The sequence below is a fragment of the Streptomyces sp. NBC_01429 genome (assembly GCF_036231945.1).
Lineage (GTDB): Bacteria > Actinomycetota > Actinomycetes > Streptomycetales > Streptomycetaceae > Streptomyces.
In genome coordinates this window covers 3,502,508-3,520,234 of the sequence record NZ_CP109599.1, presented here as the reverse complement: position 1 = coordinate 3,520,234, position 17,727 = coordinate 3,502,508, and the positions used below count along the sequence as shown (strand labels likewise).

At 70.2% G+C, this 17,727-nt stretch carries 18 protein-coding genes and 1 pseudogene; 6 read left to right on the top strand and 13 right to left on the bottom strand.

Going from position 1 to position 17,727, the window contains the following annotated elements:
• Nucleotides 1–41: 41 nt before the first annotated feature.
• The 12 genes from OG627_RS15070 to OG627_RS15015 all read right to left on the bottom strand — a co-directional run bounded on the left by OG627_RS15070 (nt 42) and on the right by OG627_RS15015 (nt 10,565).
• Complete coding sequence (locus OG627_RS15070) at nt 42–278, bottom strand: acyl carrier protein (protein ID WP_329065319.1); 237 nt, start codon at nt 276–278, stop codon at nt 42–44.
• Nucleotides 275–1,309, bottom strand: coding sequence for a beta-ketoacyl-ACP synthase III (locus OG627_RS15065; protein ID WP_329072685.1), 1,035 nt, complete (start codon nt 1,307–1,309; stop codon nt 275–277). The genes OG627_RS15070 and OG627_RS15065 overlap by 4 nt, the downstream gene beginning before the upstream one ends.
• A 117-nt stretch (nt 1,310–1,426) precedes the next feature.
• Nucleotides 1,427–2,833, bottom strand: a complete 1,407-nt coding sequence (locus OG627_RS15060; protein ID WP_329065317.1) for an MFS transporter — start codon at nt 2,831–2,833, stop codon at nt 1,427–1,429.
• 53 nt (nt 2,834–2,886) lie between these two features.
• Nucleotides 2,887–3,639, bottom strand: coding sequence for an aspartyl/asparaginyl beta-hydroxylase domain-containing protein (locus tag OG627_RS15055; protein ID WP_329065315.1), 753 nt, complete (start codon nt 3,637–3,639; stop codon nt 2,887–2,889).
• Nucleotides 3,636–4,349: a sigma-70 family RNA polymerase sigma factor gene (locus OG627_RS15050; RefSeq protein ID WP_443073479.1), complete on the bottom strand. Its 714-nt coding sequence runs from the start codon at nt 4,347–4,349 to the stop codon at nt 3,636–3,638. Before OG627_RS15050 ends, OG627_RS15055 begins: the two co-directional genes overlap by 4 nt.
• 135 nt (nt 4,350–4,484) lie before the next feature.
• Nucleotides 4,485–5,135: a hypothetical protein gene (locus OG627_RS15045; RefSeq protein WP_329065311.1), complete on the bottom strand. Its 651-nt coding sequence runs from the start codon at nt 5,133–5,135 to the stop codon at nt 4,485–4,487.
• A 461-nt stretch (nt 5,136–5,596) separates the two neighbouring features.
• Nucleotides 5,597–6,241, bottom strand: a complete 645-nt coding sequence (locus tag OG627_RS15040; RefSeq protein WP_329065308.1) for a sigma-70 family RNA polymerase sigma factor — start codon at nt 6,239–6,241, stop codon at nt 5,597–5,599.
• Nucleotides 6,242–6,379: 138 nt separating this feature from the next.
• Nucleotides 6,380–7,162, bottom strand: coding sequence for a hypothetical protein (locus OG627_RS15035; RefSeq protein ID WP_329065306.1), 783 nt, complete (start codon nt 7,160–7,162; stop codon nt 6,380–6,382).
• Nucleotides 7,163–7,253: 91 nt separating this feature from the next.
• Nucleotides 7,254–7,457, bottom strand: coding sequence for a heavy-metal-associated domain-containing protein (locus OG627_RS15030; protein ID WP_329065305.1), 204 nt, complete (start codon nt 7,455–7,457; stop codon nt 7,254–7,256).
• 47 nt (nt 7,458–7,504) lie between these two features.
• Entirely contained in the window at nt 7,505–8,029 is a 525-nt protein-coding gene (locus OG627_RS15025; protein WP_329065302.1) for a copper chaperone PCu(A)C, read from the bottom strand.
• Complete coding sequence (locus OG627_RS15020; protein ID WP_329065300.1) at nt 8,026–10,323, bottom strand: heavy metal translocating P-type ATPase; 2,298 nt, start codon at nt 10,321–10,323, stop codon at nt 8,026–8,028. Before OG627_RS15020 ends, OG627_RS15025 begins: the two co-directional genes overlap by 4 nt.
• Nucleotides 10,320–10,565, bottom strand: coding sequence for a hypothetical protein (locus OG627_RS15015; RefSeq protein WP_329065298.1), 246 nt, complete (start codon nt 10,563–10,565; stop codon nt 10,320–10,322). The genes OG627_RS15020 and OG627_RS15015 overlap by 4 nt, the downstream gene beginning before the upstream one ends.
• Before the next feature lie 495 nt (nt 10,566–11,060).
• On the opposite strand from OG627_RS15015, the gene OG627_RS15010 reads away from it, so the two are divergent.
• The 5 genes from OG627_RS15010 to OG627_RS14990 all read left to right on the top strand — a co-directional run bounded on the left by OG627_RS15010 (nt 11,061) and on the right by OG627_RS14990 (nt 16,165).
• A complete protein-coding gene (locus OG627_RS15010) occupies nt 11,061–12,647 on the top strand; it encodes an ABC transporter substrate-binding protein (protein WP_329065296.1) in 1,587 nt (528 codons plus the stop codon).
• 26 nt (nt 12,648–12,673) lie between these two features.
• The gene (locus tag OG627_RS15005) at nt 12,674–13,642 is read left to right on the top strand and encodes an ABC transporter permease (protein WP_329072683.1); all 969 of its coding nucleotides are present in this window, start codon (nt 12,674–12,676) and stop codon (nt 13,640–13,642) included.
• Between the two features lie 6 nt (nt 13,643–13,648).
• Nucleotides 13,649–14,545 carry an ABC transporter permease gene (locus OG627_RS15000; protein WP_329065294.1) on the top strand — a complete coding sequence of 299 codons (897 nt, stop codon included), beginning with the start codon at nt 13,649–13,651 and terminating at the stop codon, nt 14,543–14,545.
• 62 nt (nt 14,546–14,607) lie between these two features.
• On the top strand, nt 14,608–15,519 hold the full coding sequence (locus OG627_RS14995) for an ABC transporter ATP-binding protein (RefSeq protein WP_329072681.1): 912 nt from the start codon (nt 14,608–14,610) through the stop codon (nt 15,517–15,519).
• The gene (locus OG627_RS14990) at nt 15,512–16,165 is read left to right on the top strand and encodes an ABC transporter ATP-binding protein (protein ID WP_329065292.1); all 654 of its coding nucleotides are present in this window, start codon (nt 15,512–15,514) and stop codon (nt 16,163–16,165) included. Before OG627_RS14995 ends, OG627_RS14990 begins: the two co-directional genes overlap by 8 nt.
• A gap of 181 nt (nt 16,166–16,346) precedes the next feature.
• On the opposite strand, the pseudogene OG627_RS14985 reads toward OG627_RS14990, so the two are convergent.
• Nucleotides 16,347–16,555 (bottom strand): annotated as a pseudogene (locus OG627_RS14985) (short-chain fatty acyl-CoA regulator family protein); the annotation flags it as partial.
• Between the two features lie 254 nt (nt 16,556–16,809).
• Here OG627_RS14985 and OG627_RS14980 point away from each other — a divergent pair.
• On the top strand, nt 16,810–17,538 hold the full coding sequence (locus tag OG627_RS14980) for a DJ-1/PfpI family protein (protein ID WP_329065290.1): 729 nt from the start codon (nt 16,810–16,812) through the stop codon (nt 17,536–17,538).
• Nucleotides 17,539–17,727: the final 189 nt, after the last annotated feature.

Below are 17,727 nucleotides of genomic sequence, written 5' to 3'. Positions count from 1 at the left end.
GTGGTGATGGTGAAACCGGCCTGGTCGGCCCGGTGGGTGGATTAAGCGGCCTGTTTTGCGTCGATCAGCGCGGTGGCGGCGCCGAGAGTGAGGTCCGGCCGCAGCTCGTTGTCGTCGATGGCGACGCCGAGGTCGCGCTCGACGCGCATGCTGATCTCGACCATCGTCAGCGAGTCGATATCCAGCTCGGCGAAGGTCACGTGAGGAGTGATCCGTTCGGGCGGGGTGTCGTGCAGTTTCGCGAGGATCGCGGCCAACTGCTCGTACGTGGTGCTCATGACGCGGTTTCGTCTCCTTGGTCGTACGGATGGCTCGGGGCGGGAATCATGGGCCAGGTCAGGAGGCAGGACCCCCAGGTGAGGCCGCCCCCGAAGGCGGTGAGCAGGACACGGTCGCCGGGGGCGATCGCCTGCCGGGCGGCGGCGTCGGCCAGGGCGAGCGGGATGGACGCGGCGCCGGTGTTGCCGACCGACTCGACATGGGACAGACAGCGCTCCGGCGGGAGTCCGAGGTCTTCGGCCACGGACCGGAGGATCCGCAGGTTGGCCTGGTGGGGTACGAAGTGGTCGATGTCTTCGACTTTTCGGCCGGCCAGGGAGAGGGCGGAGCGGGCGGACTCGGCCATGCGGGTCACCGCGTGCCGGTAGACCTCCCTGCCGCGCATGGTGAAGTGCCGCTCCTCGCGGCTCACTTCACCCAGCGCTGAACGCTGCCGTGAGCCGCCGGCCGCGACCATGATCATGTCCTCGTGGTCGCCGTCGCTGCCGAGGTCGAAGTGGCCGACAGCGCCGGGTTCGCCGGGGTGCCCGGCTCGTAGCACGACGGCTCCGGCGCCGTCTCCGAAAATGATCGCGTTGGCCCGGTCCGTGGGATCGACGATCGTCGAGTAGGCGTCGGCGCCGATGAGCAGGACCCGTTCGGCCACTCCGGCCGCGATGAGGCCCGCCGCGGTCGCCAGCCCGTACACGAACCCGGTGCAGACAGCGCCGACATCGAACGCCGCGACTCCGCTCAGCCCCAGCCGGGCGGCGACGGCCGGTGCCGTCGCCGGGCAGGAGCGGTCCGGGGTCGTCGTGGCGACGACGACCGCGTCGGCGGTCCGGACGCCGGAGGAGCGCAGGGCGCGCCGGCCGGCTTCCACCGCCAGATCGGAGGTCGCCTGGCCGGGCTCGATGATGTGCCGGCGCCCGATTCCGGTCCGGGCGCGGATCCACGCGTCGTCCGTGTCGAGCCGCTGGGAGAGCTCGTCGTTGGTCACCACACGAGGCGGTACCCAGCCGGCCAGACCGCACAGGACAGCGGCGGGCATGGGCGCTGACGGCACAACACGGGACACGGCGGTTCTCCTTGTACGACGGGCTTCCGGGGGCAGTGGACGGCGGCCGGGCGCCGAGGGCTACGGACTCGAAGGACGAACGTCCACGGTTTAAGGGGTTGCTGACCTGCGGAGGCCCAGAGCCACCGGCACACCGCAACAGATGCCGCCCGCGATCACGAACAGGGCGGTACGGATTCCATCGAGAAGGCCGTCACCGGACAGGCCCGGACCGCCCACCCGCGTCACGGCGATCAGCGCGGCCAGCCCCACCGCGCCCCCCACCTGGAGTGTTGTCGACGCCATTCCGGAAGCGATGCCCTGATCGCCCGGAGCGATCCCGGAGGACGCGGCGATCCACATGCCCGTCCACGCTGCGCCCTGTCCCAGACCCAGCAGCACGATCCCCGGCAGCAGCATCGGATACGGACCGTCGTGGGTGAGCGCGAGGCCGAGTGCGGCGGCGCCGACGGCACCCAGCACCATCCCGCCGACCAGTATCCGGCGCGTTCCGAAAGACGAGACGGCTCGTCCCCCCACCTGGGTCCCAGCGGCGACCACCACGGCGGGCACCAGGAAGGCGAGGCCGGTGGCGAACGCGCTGTAGCCGTGCACCGACTGGAAGTAGAGGGTCAGGAAGTACGCCACCGAACTGAACGTGGCGCTGTAGAGGGCGGTCACTCCCATCGCCATGACGAGACCGCGGTGCGCGAACAGCCGGGCCGGTACCAGCGGATCACGGGAGCGTTTCTCGACAACGGCGAAGAGAGTCAGCAGCACCAGCGACAGCGCCGCACCCCCGAGGACGGACCCACTGCCCCAGCCCGCCTCGGGCCCACTCACCAGGACGAACACCATGAGGGTGATGCCACCCGTGGCGGTGAGCGCACCCGCCAGATCGACCTGCCGCTTCCCGGCCCGGGGACCGTCGGCCGGGAAGAGTACGCGTCCTGCCAGCGCGATGGCTCCCGCCAACGGGACGTTGACGAAGAACACCGACGGCCAGCCGAAGGCTTCCACCAGCACTCCGCCGAGCAGCGACCCGAAGCACAGTCCGCCCGCTCCCGCCGCTCCCCACACGGCGAGAGCCCGGTTCCGGCTGGGCCCCTCGGCGTACACCGTGTTGATCAGGGACAGCGTCGCGGGAAACAGCAGGGCTCCGCCGATGCCCTGTACCGCCCGGACCGTGACAAGGACCCCGGCCGACTCCGACAATCCGCCGATCAGTGAGGATCCCGCGTACAGCAGCGCTCCCAGCACGAACATCCGCCGCCGTCCGAACAGATCCGTGGCCCGCCCGCCCAGCAGCAGAAAACCTCCGTTGGCCACGACATAGGCGCTCACCACCCATTGCAGGTCCTGGCCGGAGAAACCCACCCCCGCCCCAATGCTGGGGAGAGCCACATACACGATGTTGTAGTCGAGGGAGATCACCAACTGGGCCATCGCCAGGATGAACAGGGCAAGCCCGAGAAATTGTCGGTGCGGAACGGGTGGCTTTTTTGTCGCGGTCAACATCGAGATCACTCCTGGGAATTCGCCTGCCGAATTACTCCGGATCCCGCCGGGGCTTACTCCTCACCCATCAGCGCGCGGATCTCGGTGATGAGAGCGACCAGTGCCTTCCGTTCGGGAAGGGTGGTCTCCGGATGCCAGAGGTCGACGAGCAGGCAGGTGCGGGGGCGGCTTCCTTCATTGCGGGCTGCGTGCTCGAAGGAGTAGTCGAAGAGCAGACACTTCCCTTCCTCCCATGAGCGTGTCTCTTCCGCGACCGTGATACTGCATCCCTCGGGTATGTCCACGGCGAGATGCAGGTTGATGCTGAAATTCCAGAGGTCGCAGTGGGGAGCGACAACGGCGCCCGGCAGCAGCGTCGAGAAGTGGCTTTCCAGGAGCGGGCAGATCTTCTCCGTGTCGACAGCATGCTCTTTGAGCACCCTGTACGCGGTCGGTGCGGTATCCGCCGAACTCTCGACGAGCGCTCCCTTGCGGAACAGGTAGAGGGCCTGCCAGTTCTCCTGCCGCGTCAAATAGTGCTCGTAGTCCGAGAATTCGTCCCGCCGCGCCGTCCACGCAGCCTCCAGCTCCGCCTTGATCGTCGCGTGATTGCTCTCCAGAGCCTTCACCACGGGACTCATCTCGGCGTACCCGTAAGGCTCGTGCCAGGGACGCTGGGAGAGTCCGGGCATAACCCACTTCGCGGCCTTCTGGAGTGGATGGCGATCAGCTCTTCCCGGCTTCAGCATCTGCTCGACGCGCGTGATCGATTCCGGGCCGGACTCGCTCCTGATCGCCGCGAATATTCTCTCTATCTCAGGTGTCACGCACATCTCCTGTTCTGGACGGAGGCCGTGGTCGGGGAGAGATCCGACACGGAGTCAGTGACGGTCCGAACAGTTAGTCGATCACTGGAGGCGATGAGTTCCCGCCAATCCGATCGCGTGGCCGGCGCGTCCGCCTCGGCGAGCAGGCCGAGGAGTGTGCTCCGGGCGCGGGCCACGCGGGAGCGGACCGTACCGATGGGGCAGCCGCCGATCTCGGCCGCCTCCTCGTAGGTCAGTCCCACCATCTGGGTGAGGACGAATGCTGCACGACGGTCGTCCGGCAGTGTCTCCAGCAGATCGAGGAGCGCGATGCCGTCGTCGAAGCCGGGCATGCTACGCGGCTGCGCCAGCTCGACCGCCGTCTGCCAGTCCGGGGTGTCGCTGGGCATCGGTCTGGTGGCGGCGTACCGGAAGCTGTCGATCACCGTGCGGCGTGCGATGGACAGCAGCCAGGTCCGGGCCGAGGACCGCCCCGCGAAGCGGTGCAGGCTGCCGAGCGCCCGCAGAAACGTCTCCTGGGCCAGGTCGTCGGCGGCCTGGGGGTCCGCGGACAGGTGGGTGACGTAGCGAACCACGTCACGGTGCAGAGCGCGGACGAAATGGTCGACGGCCTGCGGGTCACCACTGGCGGCGGCCAGCGCCCAGGCGGTTGCCGACTCATCGGCCGACATCGTGTCGTCACGCGAAACGGGCAGGGCAGAAGTCATCACAAGGCGTCCTTCTCCGGTTATCCGTGATCCGGACCCCGTGCGAGAGGCAGCGGTCCGGTAAGAGGTACAGCCGTACGGGGAGGTACGACCGATGCCCGAAGCACGCACAGAGGTGCTCCGGGAGAACAGCTGCCGTCAGACGGCAGCGGTCCCCTCCGGTGGTCCCCGGGAAGTGATCGCGTGAACGAGAAGGAGCAGTCGTGGCGCGCGGTCCGAGAGGTCACGCCCTACGCCGACGCGCGGACGGTGCGTGGGAGTCGGCAGGGCGAGCAGCAACCGCACCGGCGCGGTCAGCCGCCATGCGAGGGCCCGCAGGACGCGGAAAGCGGCGCGCTCGCCGTACGCGAGCCACACCCCGCACAACAGCGCTGCCAGCAGGTGGGCGACGAACATCCCGGACGACGATGTGCTGCCGCCCATCTCGTGTCCCGAATGCGTCAGATGGCCCGCGCTCATCCGCAACATGTCCGCGGAGTCCATGTGCATGGCTCCCGCGTCGTGCCCTGTCGAGCCCGGTGCCGACGGCCGAACGGCCGACTGCGCCAGCGAGAACGAGGAGTGGAGCGCGCCCTGGACGACGACCACCACGGACACGATCAGTGGCAGCCCCCGCTCGCGGCCGGCGAGGCACCAGCCCGCGCCGCCCGTCGCCAGGGCCGCGGCGGTCATCGCCCACCAGGGCACCGGGGAGCCGGACATGACCACATGGCCCAGGGCGGCGAGCAGCACACAGACGGCCGCGAACATCGCGGCCCGCACCGTGCGCAGACACCACCCAGCGGTCATCAGGGGCCTCATCCTCGTATGCGGGAACTTGAGCCTCATGATGAGTAACGCGCGGAGACCTGGTCCCTTACTCAACGCCCGGCGGGTGACCTGGAACACGGCAACCGCCGGGAACCAGACTGACACTCAAGACGACTTCTGGAAAGGCTTGTTAGGCGACTCCCGGGTCCGCGTCAGACCCGGCGCGTGGGCTGCCCCGGTCCTGGACGTCCTCCCCGGATTCCGCTGCTCGGCCTTCCGCCGACATCTCGTCACTCCTCGCGCTGCGGTGTTCCGGCGCTTTTCGGCCAGCGTTCCTCACAGTCGTCGGCCGGTCCGGGGAAGTAGTTCCCTTCTGGGTGCTGTGTGTCCTGTGACACACCGCGCGGGAGAGACCGATGGCCGTGGCGAATGTGACGGACCGGAGACCGCGGCCCGGACGGCAGGTCACGCCGTCCGGGCCGCGGTCTCGGGGCCCGTTGTCAGGCTGACGCCCCGCGGGCTTCGAGATCGCCGGTCCTGTCTTCGGCGGAGTCGAGCAGCTGCCACAAGGCGATACGGGCGCGTGCGACGCGGGAGCGCACCGTGCCCACGGGGCAGCGGCACAGCACCGCGGCCTCGGCATAGGGCATACCGAGCAGCTGGGTGAGTACGAATGCCTCGCGGCGCTCGCGCCGGAGCAGTGACAGCAGCTCGGTCAGCGCCACTCCCTCCTCGAACCCCGGCAGATCCCTCTCCTGGGTGCGTTCAACGGTCAGTTGCCAGTCCTCGCCGTCCGCCTGCCGGGGGCGGGCGGACGCGCTGCGGCGGCTGTCGATCACTGTTCTGCGGGCGATGGTCAGCAGCCAGGTGCGGGCGGAGGACCTGCCTTCGAATCCGTGCAGACTGCTCAGGGCCCGCAGAAAGGTGTCCTGGGTCAGGTCGTCGGCGGATTGCGGGTCCGCGCTCAAGTGGGCCACGAAGCGCCACACATCGAGGTGGAGTGCGCGGATGAACCGGTCGGCGGCCTGGCGGTCGCCCTCCCGGGCGGCAAGAGCCCAGAAAGTCGCCGCTTCATCACCGGTCCGGCTGTGGTGTTCGGACCGGGCACGGTCGTGCCCGGCAGGTGCGTACAGGGCAGGAGACATCGGCTGTCGTCCCTCTCGGAGAATCCGGAAAACCGGTGCGCCGTGGCGGACCGGTACGTCGTTCGGTCACGCGTCATGGCGCGACCGATGACCCGTACGGCGGGCCGAGTGCGGCCTGCGGTACGGGGATGCCGGCTGTCAGATGACAGCGGTGACGACGGGTGGACCCCGCGAGATGAGCGAGTAGGCCGGCAGGAACCGGCGCGGGCGGCGATGGGTCCTGGTCCCGCGGCGGCCGGTCCGGGGAGGCCCGAAGCGTGCTGGGCGAGCGAGCAGGATCCGCAGAGGGGCGAACATCCAGCCGGCGAACGCGCGCAGAAGGCGGAACGCCGCTCGCTCACCGTGAGCCAGCCACACGCCGCACAGCAGAGCCGCCACCAGGTGCGCCAGAATCATCCAGGACGGGGACATTCCGGCCATGTCGTGTGTCATGGAGGCGGTGCCGTCGGCGCCCGCGGACATCAGATGACCCGCGTGGCCCATGCCCTCCATCGCACCGTGCGACATGGCGGGCGGCGGGCCCTGGAGTCTGCTGCCCAGACCGGCCGCGTTGACGAGGCTTTCGGCGTCGCCGGACGACATTCCGGTCGGACCGGTCGCCCCGCAGGTCAGATAGCTCGCCCACTGCTGAGCGAAGGAGATGTCTCCGGAGCTGTCCGGTCCGGACACCGTCTGTGCCAGGGAGAAGCCGGTGTGGAGCGCGGCCTGTACCGCGACCACCGCCCCGGTGACTACGGCAGGCCCGCGCTCCCCGCGTGCGAAGGCCCAAGCGGCCGAGGCCGTCAGCATGAAAGCGGCAGACATGGCCCACCACGGGAGCGCCGAGCCCGACATCACGACGTGGCCGAGCGCGGCGAGCAGCACGCAGAGGGCCGCGAACATCGCAGCCCTCAGCATCCGCGTCACAGGCCCTGCCGTCATAGCGGCCTCATCCTTTCACCGAGGTCCAGTCCCTCTCGGGGCGGGTCCGGAACCCGGTGAAAAGGGGCCGGGGCGGCTGGGCGCCGGGGCGTCACACCGTGACGGTGTAGCCCGCCTCGGCGATCGCGGCGCGTACCTGGGCGTCGTCGAGTTCCGTACCGCTGACCGTTACTGAATTCGCTTCGAGGTCGACGTGTACGTGGCTCACTCCGGGGACCTGTGTGACCTCCTCGGTGATGTGGTTGACGCAGTGGCCGCAGGTCATGCCCGCGACGTGGTAGCGCTGCTCGGTCATGGAGACTCCTTGGTGCGTGGGTGCTGGGTGGGGCGGAGAACACGGCCTCAGTCGGTACTGGGGGTGATCACGACCGCGACGCTCTTCTGGGGTCCGCTGTGGCGGAAGTGCAGGGTGAAGGGGACGGTGTCGCCGAGCTGCCAGTGTGGTTTCGTTCTGGCTCGCACCATGACATTGAGGCCGTACGGGGACATGGTCAGCGCCGAGCCGCCCGGGACGGTGGCCTTGTCCACCATGGACATGATGGCGCCCCCCTTGCCGTTGTCCCGGTCGACGCTGAGCATGGCCTCGGCCATCTCCGGGGAGGTGACGGAGAGCAGCTCGTCGTCGGCGTCGCCGGTGTTGGCTATCCGGAAGTACGCCGAGGTGTACTGGCCGTCGCCGTACGGCAGGAAGATACGGGCGTTGCTGATGGCGAGTCGCGGCCGGCTGCCGGCGGCCCCGGAGTTGACCCAGGTCGTGAGGCCGCCGAGGGCCACCACGCAGGCGATCACCGGGGCTGCTGCGGCGATGAGTGTGTCGCGCAGACGGCCGCGTGTGGGCTGCCACCCGGTGGCGGTGGGATTCGTCATCGTCGGCTCCCTTTGCGTGATGTGCGGGACGTACGGGACGGGGTGGGCTGCCAGGCGCGCAGGCGCAGGCTGTTGCCGACGACCAGCAGGGAGCTGACCGACATCGCGGCGGCGGCCACCATCGGGTTGAGCCAGCCGACGGCGGCCAGTGGCACCGTGACGGCGTTGTAGCCGAAGGCCCATACGAGGTTGACGCGGATCGTGCCCAGGGTGCGCCGGGCGAGCCGGACCGCGTCGGCGACGGCCTCGATGTCACCGCGTACCAGCGTCACATCGGCGGCCCCGATGGCCACATCCGTACCACTGCCCATCGCGATCCCCAGATCGGCACCGGCCAGGGCCGCCGCGTCGTTCACCCCGTCACCGATCACCGCGACCCGCCGGCCCTCGTCCTTCAGCCGGCGCACCAGCCGCGCCTTGTCCTCGGGGGTGCAGCGGGCGTGGACGTCGGTGATACCGAGTTCGGCGGCGACCGCGTCGGCGGTGGCGGCGCGGTCACCGGTCGCGAGGAGCGGCTCCACGCCGAGGCGCCGCAGCCGCTCCACGGCCCGGTAACTGCCGGGCCGCAGGATGTCTCCCACGGCGATGAGCGCGGCGTCGGCTCCGTCCACCCGTACCAGGACCGGTGTCCGGACGGCGGCTTCCGCGTCGGCGAGCGCCTGGGCCAGCGGTCCGGGCAGACCGGCTCCGGGGGCGCACACCTCGACCCGGTGGCCCTCGACGCGACCGGCGACCCCGAAGCCCGGAGTGGCACGGAACTTGGTGACCTCGGGCAGGGGCGCTCCGGGCAGTGCCCGCTGCGCGTACGTGGTGATCGCGCGGCCCAGGGGGTGTTCGGAGCCCGTCTCCACGGCGCCCGCCAGCCGCAGCACCGTGTCGTGATCGAGGCCACCGGGCGACGGCGTGACCTTGGTGACGGTCATATGGCCGGTGGTCAGTGTGCCCGTCTTGTCCAGGACGATCGTGTCGACATGGCGGAGTGTCTCCAGCGCCTGGGGCCCGCTGACCAGGACGCCGAGCTGGGCGCCCCGGCCGGTGGCCGCCAGCAGGGCGGTGGGCGTGGCCAGACCGAGCGCGCAGGGGCAGGCGACGACCAGGATGGCGACACAGGCGGTCACGGCCGTCTGCGGGTCCGCGCCCGCGCCGAGCCAGAAACCGAGGACGGTGACGGCGAGGGCCAGCACCACCGGTACGAAGAAGCCCGCCACGGTGTCGGCCAGCCGCTGCGCCCTGGCCTTGCCCGCCTGGGCCTCGGTGACCAGGCGGGTGATCCGCGCGAGCTGGGTGTCCGCACCGATCGCGGTCGCCCGTACCCGCAGCAGACCGCCCACGTTCACGGCGGCGCCGATCACCGCCTTGCCGGGGGAGATCTCGACGGGCTCGCTCTCCCCGGTCACCAGCGACAGGTCCAGCGCCGAACTGCCGCTCATCACCAGCCCGTCGGTGCCGATCCGTTCCCCCGGGCGGACGATGAACTCCTGGCCGACCCGCAACTGCGCTACAGGGATACGGCGTTCCTTCCCGTTCTCCCTGATGGTCACTTCCTTGGCGGCCAGTTCGGCCAGCGAGCGCAGCGCCTCGCCGGTGCCGCGCTTGGCGCGGGCCTCCAGGTGACGACCCGTCAGGACGAAGAGCGGTACGGCGACCGCCGCCTCCAGATAGACATGCGCGACATCCCCGGCGGCGGACGGGAGCAGGCTGAACGGCATCTCCATCCCGGGTTCGCCGGCGCCGCCGAGGAAGAGAGCGTACGTGGACCAGGCGAACGACGCCGCGACGCCGAGGGAGACCAGGGTGTCCATGGTCGCCGCCGAGTGCCGCAGCCCGAGCAGCGCGCGCCGGTGGAACGGCCAGGCGCCCCATACGGCCACCGGTGCGGCGAGCATGAAGCACAGCCACTGCCAGTTGCGGAACTGGAGAGCGGGAACCATCGACAGCGCGATCACCGGCACCGACAGGAGTGCGGTGATCAGCAGCCGGTCGCGCTCCTCCTTCTTGGCCCGGCTGTCGGCCGTCCTGTCCGGCTCCGTCGGCCGCGGCGCGTCCTCCACCGGCTCGGGAGGCGGCGGGAGTTCGGCCGTGTATCCGGCGCGTTCGACCGCAGCGACCAGGTCCTCCCCGGCGATCCCGGCGGGGTGGGTCACCCTGGCCCGCCCGGTGGCGAGATTGACCGTGGCGGTCACCCCGTCGAGCTTCGCCAGCCGCTTCTCCACCCGGCTGACACACGCCGCGCAGGTCATGCCGCCGACGACCAGGTCGGTGGTCGCGAGAGTCCCCGCCGGGTCCGCCGTCATCGCCCACCGCCCGAGTGCATGTCGTCCATCCCGCCGCCGCCCTGCCGCTCTGTGCCCGGATCCGTGCCGGAAACCGAACCGGGGTGCATCCCGGGTGCGACCGGCCCGACGGACGATCCGATCCCGTACGAGAGGCCGAACACCGCGACGAGCAGCACCAGAAACCCGGTGAGCGCGGGCGGCGGCACCCACCGCACCAGCACATCGGAGAGTTGGGGAACTTGTTGCCGTTGATCTGCCATCACCACTCCAGAGGCGGAGGCCCGCGGTTACACGGGGAGAGTGTGGGGAGGAGTACGAAGGTCCGGCGGGTGCTGTTCAACGAGGCCCGCGCGGACCATGCTGGCACGGTCGGCATCCTTGAATGCCCTCCTGAGCGGTCTACCCACACGTGACGATTCTCCCGGCGCCGCACGGGAACCGGAGCGGTCAGCGATCCGACGTTCCGCATACGGGCGGCTTCAGTTCTGGCCCCCGGAACCATCAGGATCCTCGCCACCGGCAAAGGCAGGCTGCGGCGGCTGCTGGTCGAACACGGCATCCCGGTCCGGCCCGCCGGGCAGAACCCGCCGCGGGCCGAGGCCACCGGCCGCGGCGTCCCGTGGGTGGTGTCCCGGATGGGCGCGGCCCGGATAACCGGTGGCCGGGGAACGGACTGTTGCGCGACAGTCCTGGGTAACGCTGCTATCGCACATCAATAGCAACAGCAGGCTGTATGCAGTAAGGGCGTGAGGCTGATGAGGACCCGTCGGATACGAGGTGCCGCCGTCGCGGCGGCGGTGGTCACCGGGCTCACCGCCTGCTCCGCACCCGGCAGTGGCGATGACCAAGGCCGGTCCACCGACTCCGTCGTGATCGGGGTCGCGTCCGAACCGGACACCCTCAGCCCGCTGCTCGGCTACGGCAAGGACGGAAACTCCAAGATCTTCGACGGACTCCTCGCCCGCGACGCGGACCTGAAGCTGACTCCCGCGCTGGCCACGGCGCTGCCCAAGGTCGGCGACGGCGGCCTCACCTACACGTACACCCTGCGCGACGGCGTGACGTTCAGCGACGGCGAGCCGCTGACCGCCGACGACGTGGTCTTCACCTATCGGACCGTCCTGGACGCGAAGACCAACAACACCGCCCGGAGCGAGCTGGACGCCATCGAGAAGGTCCGGGCAAGCGGTGACGGCAAGGTCGTCTTCACCCTGAAGTACCCGTACGCGCCGTTCGCGGGGCGCACGGTGCTGCCCATCGTTCCCGAGCACATAGCGGGCGGGCAGGATCCCAACACGGGCTCGTTCAACACCCGGCCGGTCGGCACCGGCCCCTATGTCCTCTCCGCCTGGAGCAAGGGCGAGAAGCTCACCTTCAAGGCCAACCCGAACTACTGGGGCGGCCGGCCGAAGGTGAGTACGTTCACCATGGCGGTCATCCCGGACGACGACGTGCGCGCCACCCGGGTGCGCTCCGGTGATCTGGACGGCGCGATCCTCCCGCCCAATCTCGCCGCTACCTTCAAGAACACCGACGGGGTGAAGACCTATGACGCGAAGTCCTACGACTTCCGTACCGTCACCCTCCCCACCGCCAACAAGGTGACCGGAGACCGTGCCATCCGGCAGGCGCTGGACGCCGCCGTCGACCGCGACGCCATGGTGGACAAGATCCTCGACGGCGCGGGCCGGCCCGCGTACGGGCCACTGCCCGTCGACGACACCTGGTTCGCCAAGGGCATCGAGCGCACCCGGGACCTGGACAAGGCCGTACGGATCCTCGACGCAGCGGGCTGGAAGGCCGGCGACGGCGGCCTCCGTACCAAGGACGGCAGACGGGCCGCGTTCACCCTCCTCTACCGATCGGGCGACAAGGTCCGCCAGGACCACGCCCTCGCCTATGCCTCCGATGCCAAGAAGGCAGGCATCGATGTGACGGTGGAGAGCGCGACCTGGGAGGTCATCAAACCGCGCATGGGCGGCGACGCGGTCCTCGCGGGCGGCGGCAGCACCGGAGACCCCGACTTCGGTCTCTACACCCTGCTGCACTCCTCCCTCGCGGGCAACGGCTTCAACAACATGGCCCGCTACGACAACCCGGCCGTCGACCAGGCCCTCGTCACCGGCCGGCGCAGCCAGGACCCGGCCGTGCGCGGCGCCGCGTACGACACGCTCCAACGCGAACTCGTCAAGGACCCCGGCTACACCTTCCTCACCCACATCGACCACCTCTATGTACTCGCCGCCCGCTGGGACGGGCTGACCACCCAGCTCGAACCGCACGAACACGGCTTCTCCAGCGGCCCCTGGTGGAACATCGAGACCTGGCAGCCGAAGAAGTGACCCCCGCCTCCCTGCCCTGGGGGGAGATGGCGCGTCTGGCGGGACGGCGGACCGTGCTCGCCGTCCCCGTCCTCCTCGTGGTCACCTTCGGTATGTTCGCCATCGCCGCCGCCTCCCCCTTCGATCCCGTCGAGGCGTACATGGGTACGGCGGCCCTCGGCGCCGACCAGCAGACCCTGGACCGGCTGCGGGACAACCTCGGTGTGGACCAGCCCTTCACCACACGCTGGTGGCACTGGCTGACCTCGGCCTTCAGCGGCGACCTGGGCCATTCCAGCGTGCTGCGCCAGCCGGTGGCCCAAGTGATCGGCGAGCGCCTGGTGTGGTCCTCGCTGCTGTGCGCCGTGGCGTTCGTCGTCGCCGTGCTGGCCGGCACCGTGCTGGGGACGCTGGCCGCCCGCCGTCCCGGGTCGTGGCTCGACCGGATCGTGAGCTCCCTCGCCTACATCCTGGAGGCGGCTCCGGTCTTCTGGATCGCGCTGCTCGCCATCTGGCTGTTCGCCCTCCAATGGGGTGTGCTCCCGGCGGGCGGGCTGACGGACACCGCCAGCGAGCAGATCACCCCGGCACAGGTGACAAGCCACCTGGTCCTGCCCGCCGGAGTGCTCGCCGCCTCCCAACTGCCCTGGTTCACGCTCTACGTACGGCAAGGGGTCGGCGCGGCCCTGGCGGAGGACCCGGTGCGCGGGGCCCGCGCCCGGGGACTGGGCGAAGGCACCGTTCTGTTCGGTCACGCGCTGCGCTCCGGTCTCCTGCCGGTCCTCACCCTGATCGGCACGCGCGTTCCCGAACTCATCACGGGCGCCCTGCTGGTGGAGTCCGTCTTCAGCTGGCCGGGCATCGCGGCGGCCACCGTCGAGGCGGCCACCGCCGTCGACTTCCCCCTGCTCGCCGCGCTCGCGACGCTGGCAACCGGCGCCGTCCTCGCCGGGAACCTCCTCGCCGACCTCCTCTACGGACTCTTCGACCCGAGGGTGAAGCTCAGTGAAATGTGAACGCCGATGACGGAAACCGTGGTGGAGACCGAGGAGCGGACCGGGGCCGTATGGCGCTCCTCCCGGACCAACCGCCGTTCCACCCGCACGCTGCGGGTGCGCACCTCGGTGGTTCTGGTGACGGTGGCCGTGCTCGCCGTACTGCTCGTGCCGCCTTTCGCCCAGCTCGACCAGCAGGCGGTCGACCTGGCGGCCAAACTGCGACCGCCCTCCTGGTCACACCCCTTCGGCACCGACGATGTCGGCCGGGACCTGCTGCTGCGCTGCGTCTACGGGCTTCGGGTCTCGCTGCTCGTCGGTGTGACCGCCGCGTTCACCGCGACCCTGATCGGTACGGCCGTCGGAGCCACCGCCGGAGCCCTCGGCGGCTGGGCCGACCGCGGGCTCATGCGGATCATCGACACCGTCTCCGCCGTACCCCACCTGCTTCTGGGCATCTTCATCGTCGCGCTGTTCCGGCCGGGTATCTGGCCGGTAGTGGTCTCGGTCGCCCTCACCCACTGGCCGTCGACCGCGCGGATCGTCCGCGCCGAGATTCTCTCCCTGCGCTCGCGCACGTACATCGACGCCGCCGTCTCCGGCGGCGCGTCCCGGTGGCGGGTCGCCGTACGGCATCTGCTGCCCGCGGTGCTGCCCCAGGCCGCACTCGCCGCCACGCTGATGGTGCCGCACGCCATGTGGCACGAGTCGGCCCTGTCCTTCCTCGGACTCGGACTGCCCACCCACACAGCCAGCCTCGGCACCCTCATCCAGGGCGCACGGGGCACCCTGCTCGCCGGCCAGTGGTGGCCGACTCTCTTCCCCGGTCTCTTCCTCATCATCCCCACCCTCGCCATCGCCGGCCTCGCCGGAGCCTGGCGTGAGCGGATCAATCCCCGTCGCCGATCGGAGCTGATGCTGTGACCGAGGGACCGCCTCAGCGACCTCCCGTACTGTCGGTGCGTGGACTCTCGGTGCGCTTCCTGATGCCGGGCGGGCGGCGGATCGCCGCCGTCACCGAGGCCCGCTTCGACGTGGCACCCGGCGAGTGCCTCGCCCTGATCGGCGAGAGCGGCTGCGGCAAATCCGTCCTGGCCTCCGCTCTCCTGGGCCTGCTCCCCGCCAACGCCCAGACCACAGGGGAGGCCCGCCTCGGCGGCCTCGACCTGCTCGCCGCCGACGAACGTACCCTCGCCCGCACCGTACGGGGCCGCCGTATCGGCCTCGTACCGCAGAGCCCGGCCGCGCATCTGACCCCCGTCCGCACCATCCGCTCCCAGGTGCAGGAGACGGTCTCCGCCCTGACCGGAATACGGGGGCGTACGGCCGTGCGCGCAGCCGCCGAGACGGCCGTCGCACGCACGGCGTTCCCCGAGGACCACCTCGACCGCTACCCGCACGAGCTCTCCGGCGGCCTCGCCCAGCGCGCCGCGACCGCCCTGGCCCTGGTCGGCGACGCGCCTCTGCTGCTCGCCGACGAGCCGACCACCGGACTCGACCGCGATCTCGTGGAACACACCGTCGACGAACTACGGCGCCATATCGACGACGCCGACCGGGCCCTGCTGATGATCACCCACGACCTGTCGGCCGCCGAGCGCATCGCCGACCGTGTCGCCGTGATGTACGCGGGCCGCATCGTCGAGATCTCCGACGCGGCAGTCTTCTTCGGCACCCCGGGCCCCCGCCACCCCTACAGCCGCGGCCTCCTCCACGCCCTCCCGGACCGCGCCTTCACCGCCATCCCCGGCATGCCTCCGGAACTCGGCGACCTGCCCGACGGCTGCGCCTTCGCACCGCGCTGCGCCCGGGCCGACGACGCCTGCGTGACACTGCCGAACCTCACCGAGACGGCCGCCTGCCACCACCCGCACATACCGGAGAACTCCCGTGCTTGAACTGCGCGCCATTACCGCCGGATACGGCAGAAACACTCCTGTCGTACGGAACGCCTCCCTGTCCGTCGAGCCGGGCGAAGCCGTCGGCCTGCTCGGCCCCAGCGGCTGCGGCAAGTCGACGCTGGCCCGCGTCGCCGCTCTTCTGCACCGCCCCGATTCCGGCACCCTCACCCTCGACGGAACCCCCGTACGCCACTGGCGCCACCGTGCCCCACGTGAACTGCGCACGGCCTTCGGCGTCGTCTTCCAGCAGCCCAGACTCTCCGCGGATCCCCGACTGCGACTCACCGACCTGATCGCCGAGCCCCTGCGAGCCACCGGCCGCCGCGACGCCTCGACCGAGCGGGTGACCGAACTCGCCGCCACCATCGGCCTGACCCCGGACCTGCTCGGCAGACGCCCCCACGAAGTAAGCGACGGCCAACTCCAACGCGCCTGCCTCGCCCGCGCCCTCGTGCTGCGCCCGCGCTGGCTGATCTGTGACGAGATGACCGCCATGCTCGACGCCTCCACCACCGCCGCACTCGTCGCGGTCGTCGAGGACTACCGCCGCACCACCGGCGCCGGGCTGATCGCCGTCGGCCACGACCGCGCCCTCCTGAACCGCTGGTGCGACCGCACAGTCCACTGGGACGAACTCGGGTAGTCCACACTTCACGATGGCTCGGTCAGGCCCTGAACGACGGGGAGGACCCGACGCGGTTCCTCCTCGGGCGATTCGCACAGCGTCGGGGCGAGTCGACTCACCGTGCGGCGGCCGAGGCGGGGCTCTGGACGGTGATCCGAAGCCTGGATGACCTGTCACCGACGTTCGTCCCGGTGACGTATCACGGTGTGCGGGTCTCGACCGGACAGGGCACGTAGGCCCGCCGGTCGGGGGCGACGGCGAGCCGGCCGGAGACCGGGCGCGCTGGGCGCAGTCGCGGCGTTCGCGGATCCGGCAGCCGAACCCGCCCCGGGTGACGGTCCGCGCGATCCAGAAGTACCGCCAGCCGTAGGGCATTTCGGCGACCTGGGTGAGTATCCGGCCCGGCGCCCTGTGCTATCTGAGACACCGTCAAAACGCGCCCACACGGGTCGTGTCAGCTGCACCGGAAAAACTTCGTGGGAACTTGGTCGGCGCGGGAAGCGACTACTACTTCACCAGCATGAGCCGAACGTATGCGCAACAGGAGGTCGTCCACCGGCGGCCGGTCACTGTGAGCCCGGTCGGCCGTCCTGGTGCTGTTTTGAACGCACATGCCACGTCACTGCCCGGTCGGACGCTCGACAGACACAGGAGACACAGTCATGGAGCGCAGACGATTTCTTCACGGAACGACGGCGGCGGGCGCGGCAGTCGTGGCCGGTGGCGCGCTGACCGCCACAGCTGTCAGCGGCGCCCCGGCCTCGGCCGCACCACGGCGTACGGCGCCGCTGCGCGTCGACATCGTGATGTTCGACGGGGTCGAGGAGCTGGATTGCGTCGCTCCGCACTCGGTCTTCGTGAACGGCCAGGGCCGGGCGGAGGTCCGCTACGTCACCGTGGGACGCCCCGGACCGATCCGTTCCGCGCACGGCGTCGGTTTCCAGGTCGAGCATCGGTGGTCCCCGGAGAAGGCGGACGTGATCGTGGTGCCGGGAGGGGGGTACGTACGCCCGGAAGGGGCCGGCGTCTGGGCGGAGATCAAGCGCGGTGTCCTGCCGCGGGCGCTCGCCGCCGCGTCCCGGGAGGGGCTGACGATCAGTTCGGTCTGTACGGGGGCGATGCTGCTGTCGGCGGCGGGTCTGACCAAGGACCGTCCCTGTACTACTCATCAGCTGGCCAAGGCGGAACTCGAAGCGCAGGGCGGCCTCGTCAAGAACGCCCGCGTCGTCGACGACGGAGATCTCGTCACCGCCGGAGGCGTCTCCTCGGGGCTGGAGTTGGGCCTGTGGCTGTTCAAGCGCGAAATCGGCTCGGATGCCGTGCTGCAGGTGGAAGAAATACTGGAGTACGAGCCTCGCGGGACCGTCTGGACAGCGCATTCATCATCCTAGGCACCCTTCCCGGACCGCCGGCCTGGCGAGCGGTCCGGGAAGCTGCCCCAGTATGCGGACGGTCGGCCGGGAGCTCTCTGTGCAGCACCCGTCGTCGTGCACACCGCACCCAGCCGATAAGCGCGAAGAAAATGGAGAAATGCGAGAAATGCGAGCACGGGTGACCGGTCCCGGAATGAAGAAGAGCCA

Excerpts from the sequence above, each read along its gene's own strand:
- OG627_RS15070 (WP_329065319.1), bottom strand. The coding sequence starts at position 278 with ATGAGCACCACGTACGAGCAGTTGGCCGCGATCCTCGCGAAACTGCAC.
- OG627_RS15065 (WP_329072685.1), bottom strand. The coding sequence starts at position 1,309 with ATGCCCGCCGCTGTCCTGTGCGGTCTGGCCGGCTGGGTACCGCCTCGT.
- OG627_RS15060 (WP_329065317.1), bottom strand. The coding sequence starts at position 2,833 with ATGTTGACCGCGACAAAAAAGCCACCCGTTCCGCACCGACAATTTCTC.
- OG627_RS15045 (WP_329065311.1), bottom strand. The coding sequence starts at position 5,135 with ATGACCGCTGGGTGGTGTCTGCGCACGGTGCGGGCCGCGATGTTCGCG.
- OG627_RS15040 (WP_329065308.1), bottom strand. The coding sequence starts at position 6,241 with ATGTCTCCTGCCCTGTACGCACCTGCCGGGCACGACCGTGCCCGGTCC.
- OG627_RS15035 (WP_329065306.1), bottom strand. The coding sequence starts at position 7,162 with ATGACGGCAGGGCCTGTGACGCGGATGCTGAGGGCTGCGATGTTCGCG.
- OG627_RS15030 (WP_329065305.1), bottom strand. The coding sequence starts at position 7,457 with ATGACCGAGCAGCGCTACCACGTCGCGGGCATGACCTGCGGCCACTGC.
- OG627_RS15025 (WP_329065302.1), bottom strand. The coding sequence starts at position 8,029 with ATGACGAATCCCACCGCCACCGGGTGGCAGCCCACACGCGGCCGTCTG.
- OG627_RS15020 (WP_329065300.1), bottom strand. The coding sequence starts at position 10,323 with ATGACGGCGGACCCGGCGGGGACTCTCGCGACCACCGACCTGGTCGTC.
- OG627_RS15015 (WP_329065298.1), bottom strand. The coding sequence starts at position 10,565 with ATGGCAGATCAACGGCAACAAGTTCCCCAACTCTCCGATGTGCTGGTG.
- OG627_RS15010 (WP_329065296.1), top strand. The coding sequence starts at position 11,061 with ATGAGGACCCGTCGGATACGAGGTGCCGCCGTCGCGGCGGCGGTGGTC.
- OG627_RS15005 (WP_329072683.1), top strand. The coding sequence starts at position 12,674 with ATGGCGCGTCTGGCGGGACGGCGGACCGTGCTCGCCGTCCCCGTCCTC.
- OG627_RS15000 (WP_329065294.1), top strand. The coding sequence starts at position 13,649 with ATGACGGAAACCGTGGTGGAGACCGAGGAGCGGACCGGGGCCGTATGG.
- OG627_RS14995 (WP_329072681.1), top strand. The coding sequence starts at position 14,608 with ATGCCGGGCGGGCGGCGGATCGCCGCCGTCACCGAGGCCCGCTTCGAC.
- OG627_RS14980 (WP_329065290.1), top strand. The coding sequence starts at position 16,810 with ATGGAGCGCAGACGATTTCTTCACGGAACGACGGCGGCGGGCGCGGCA.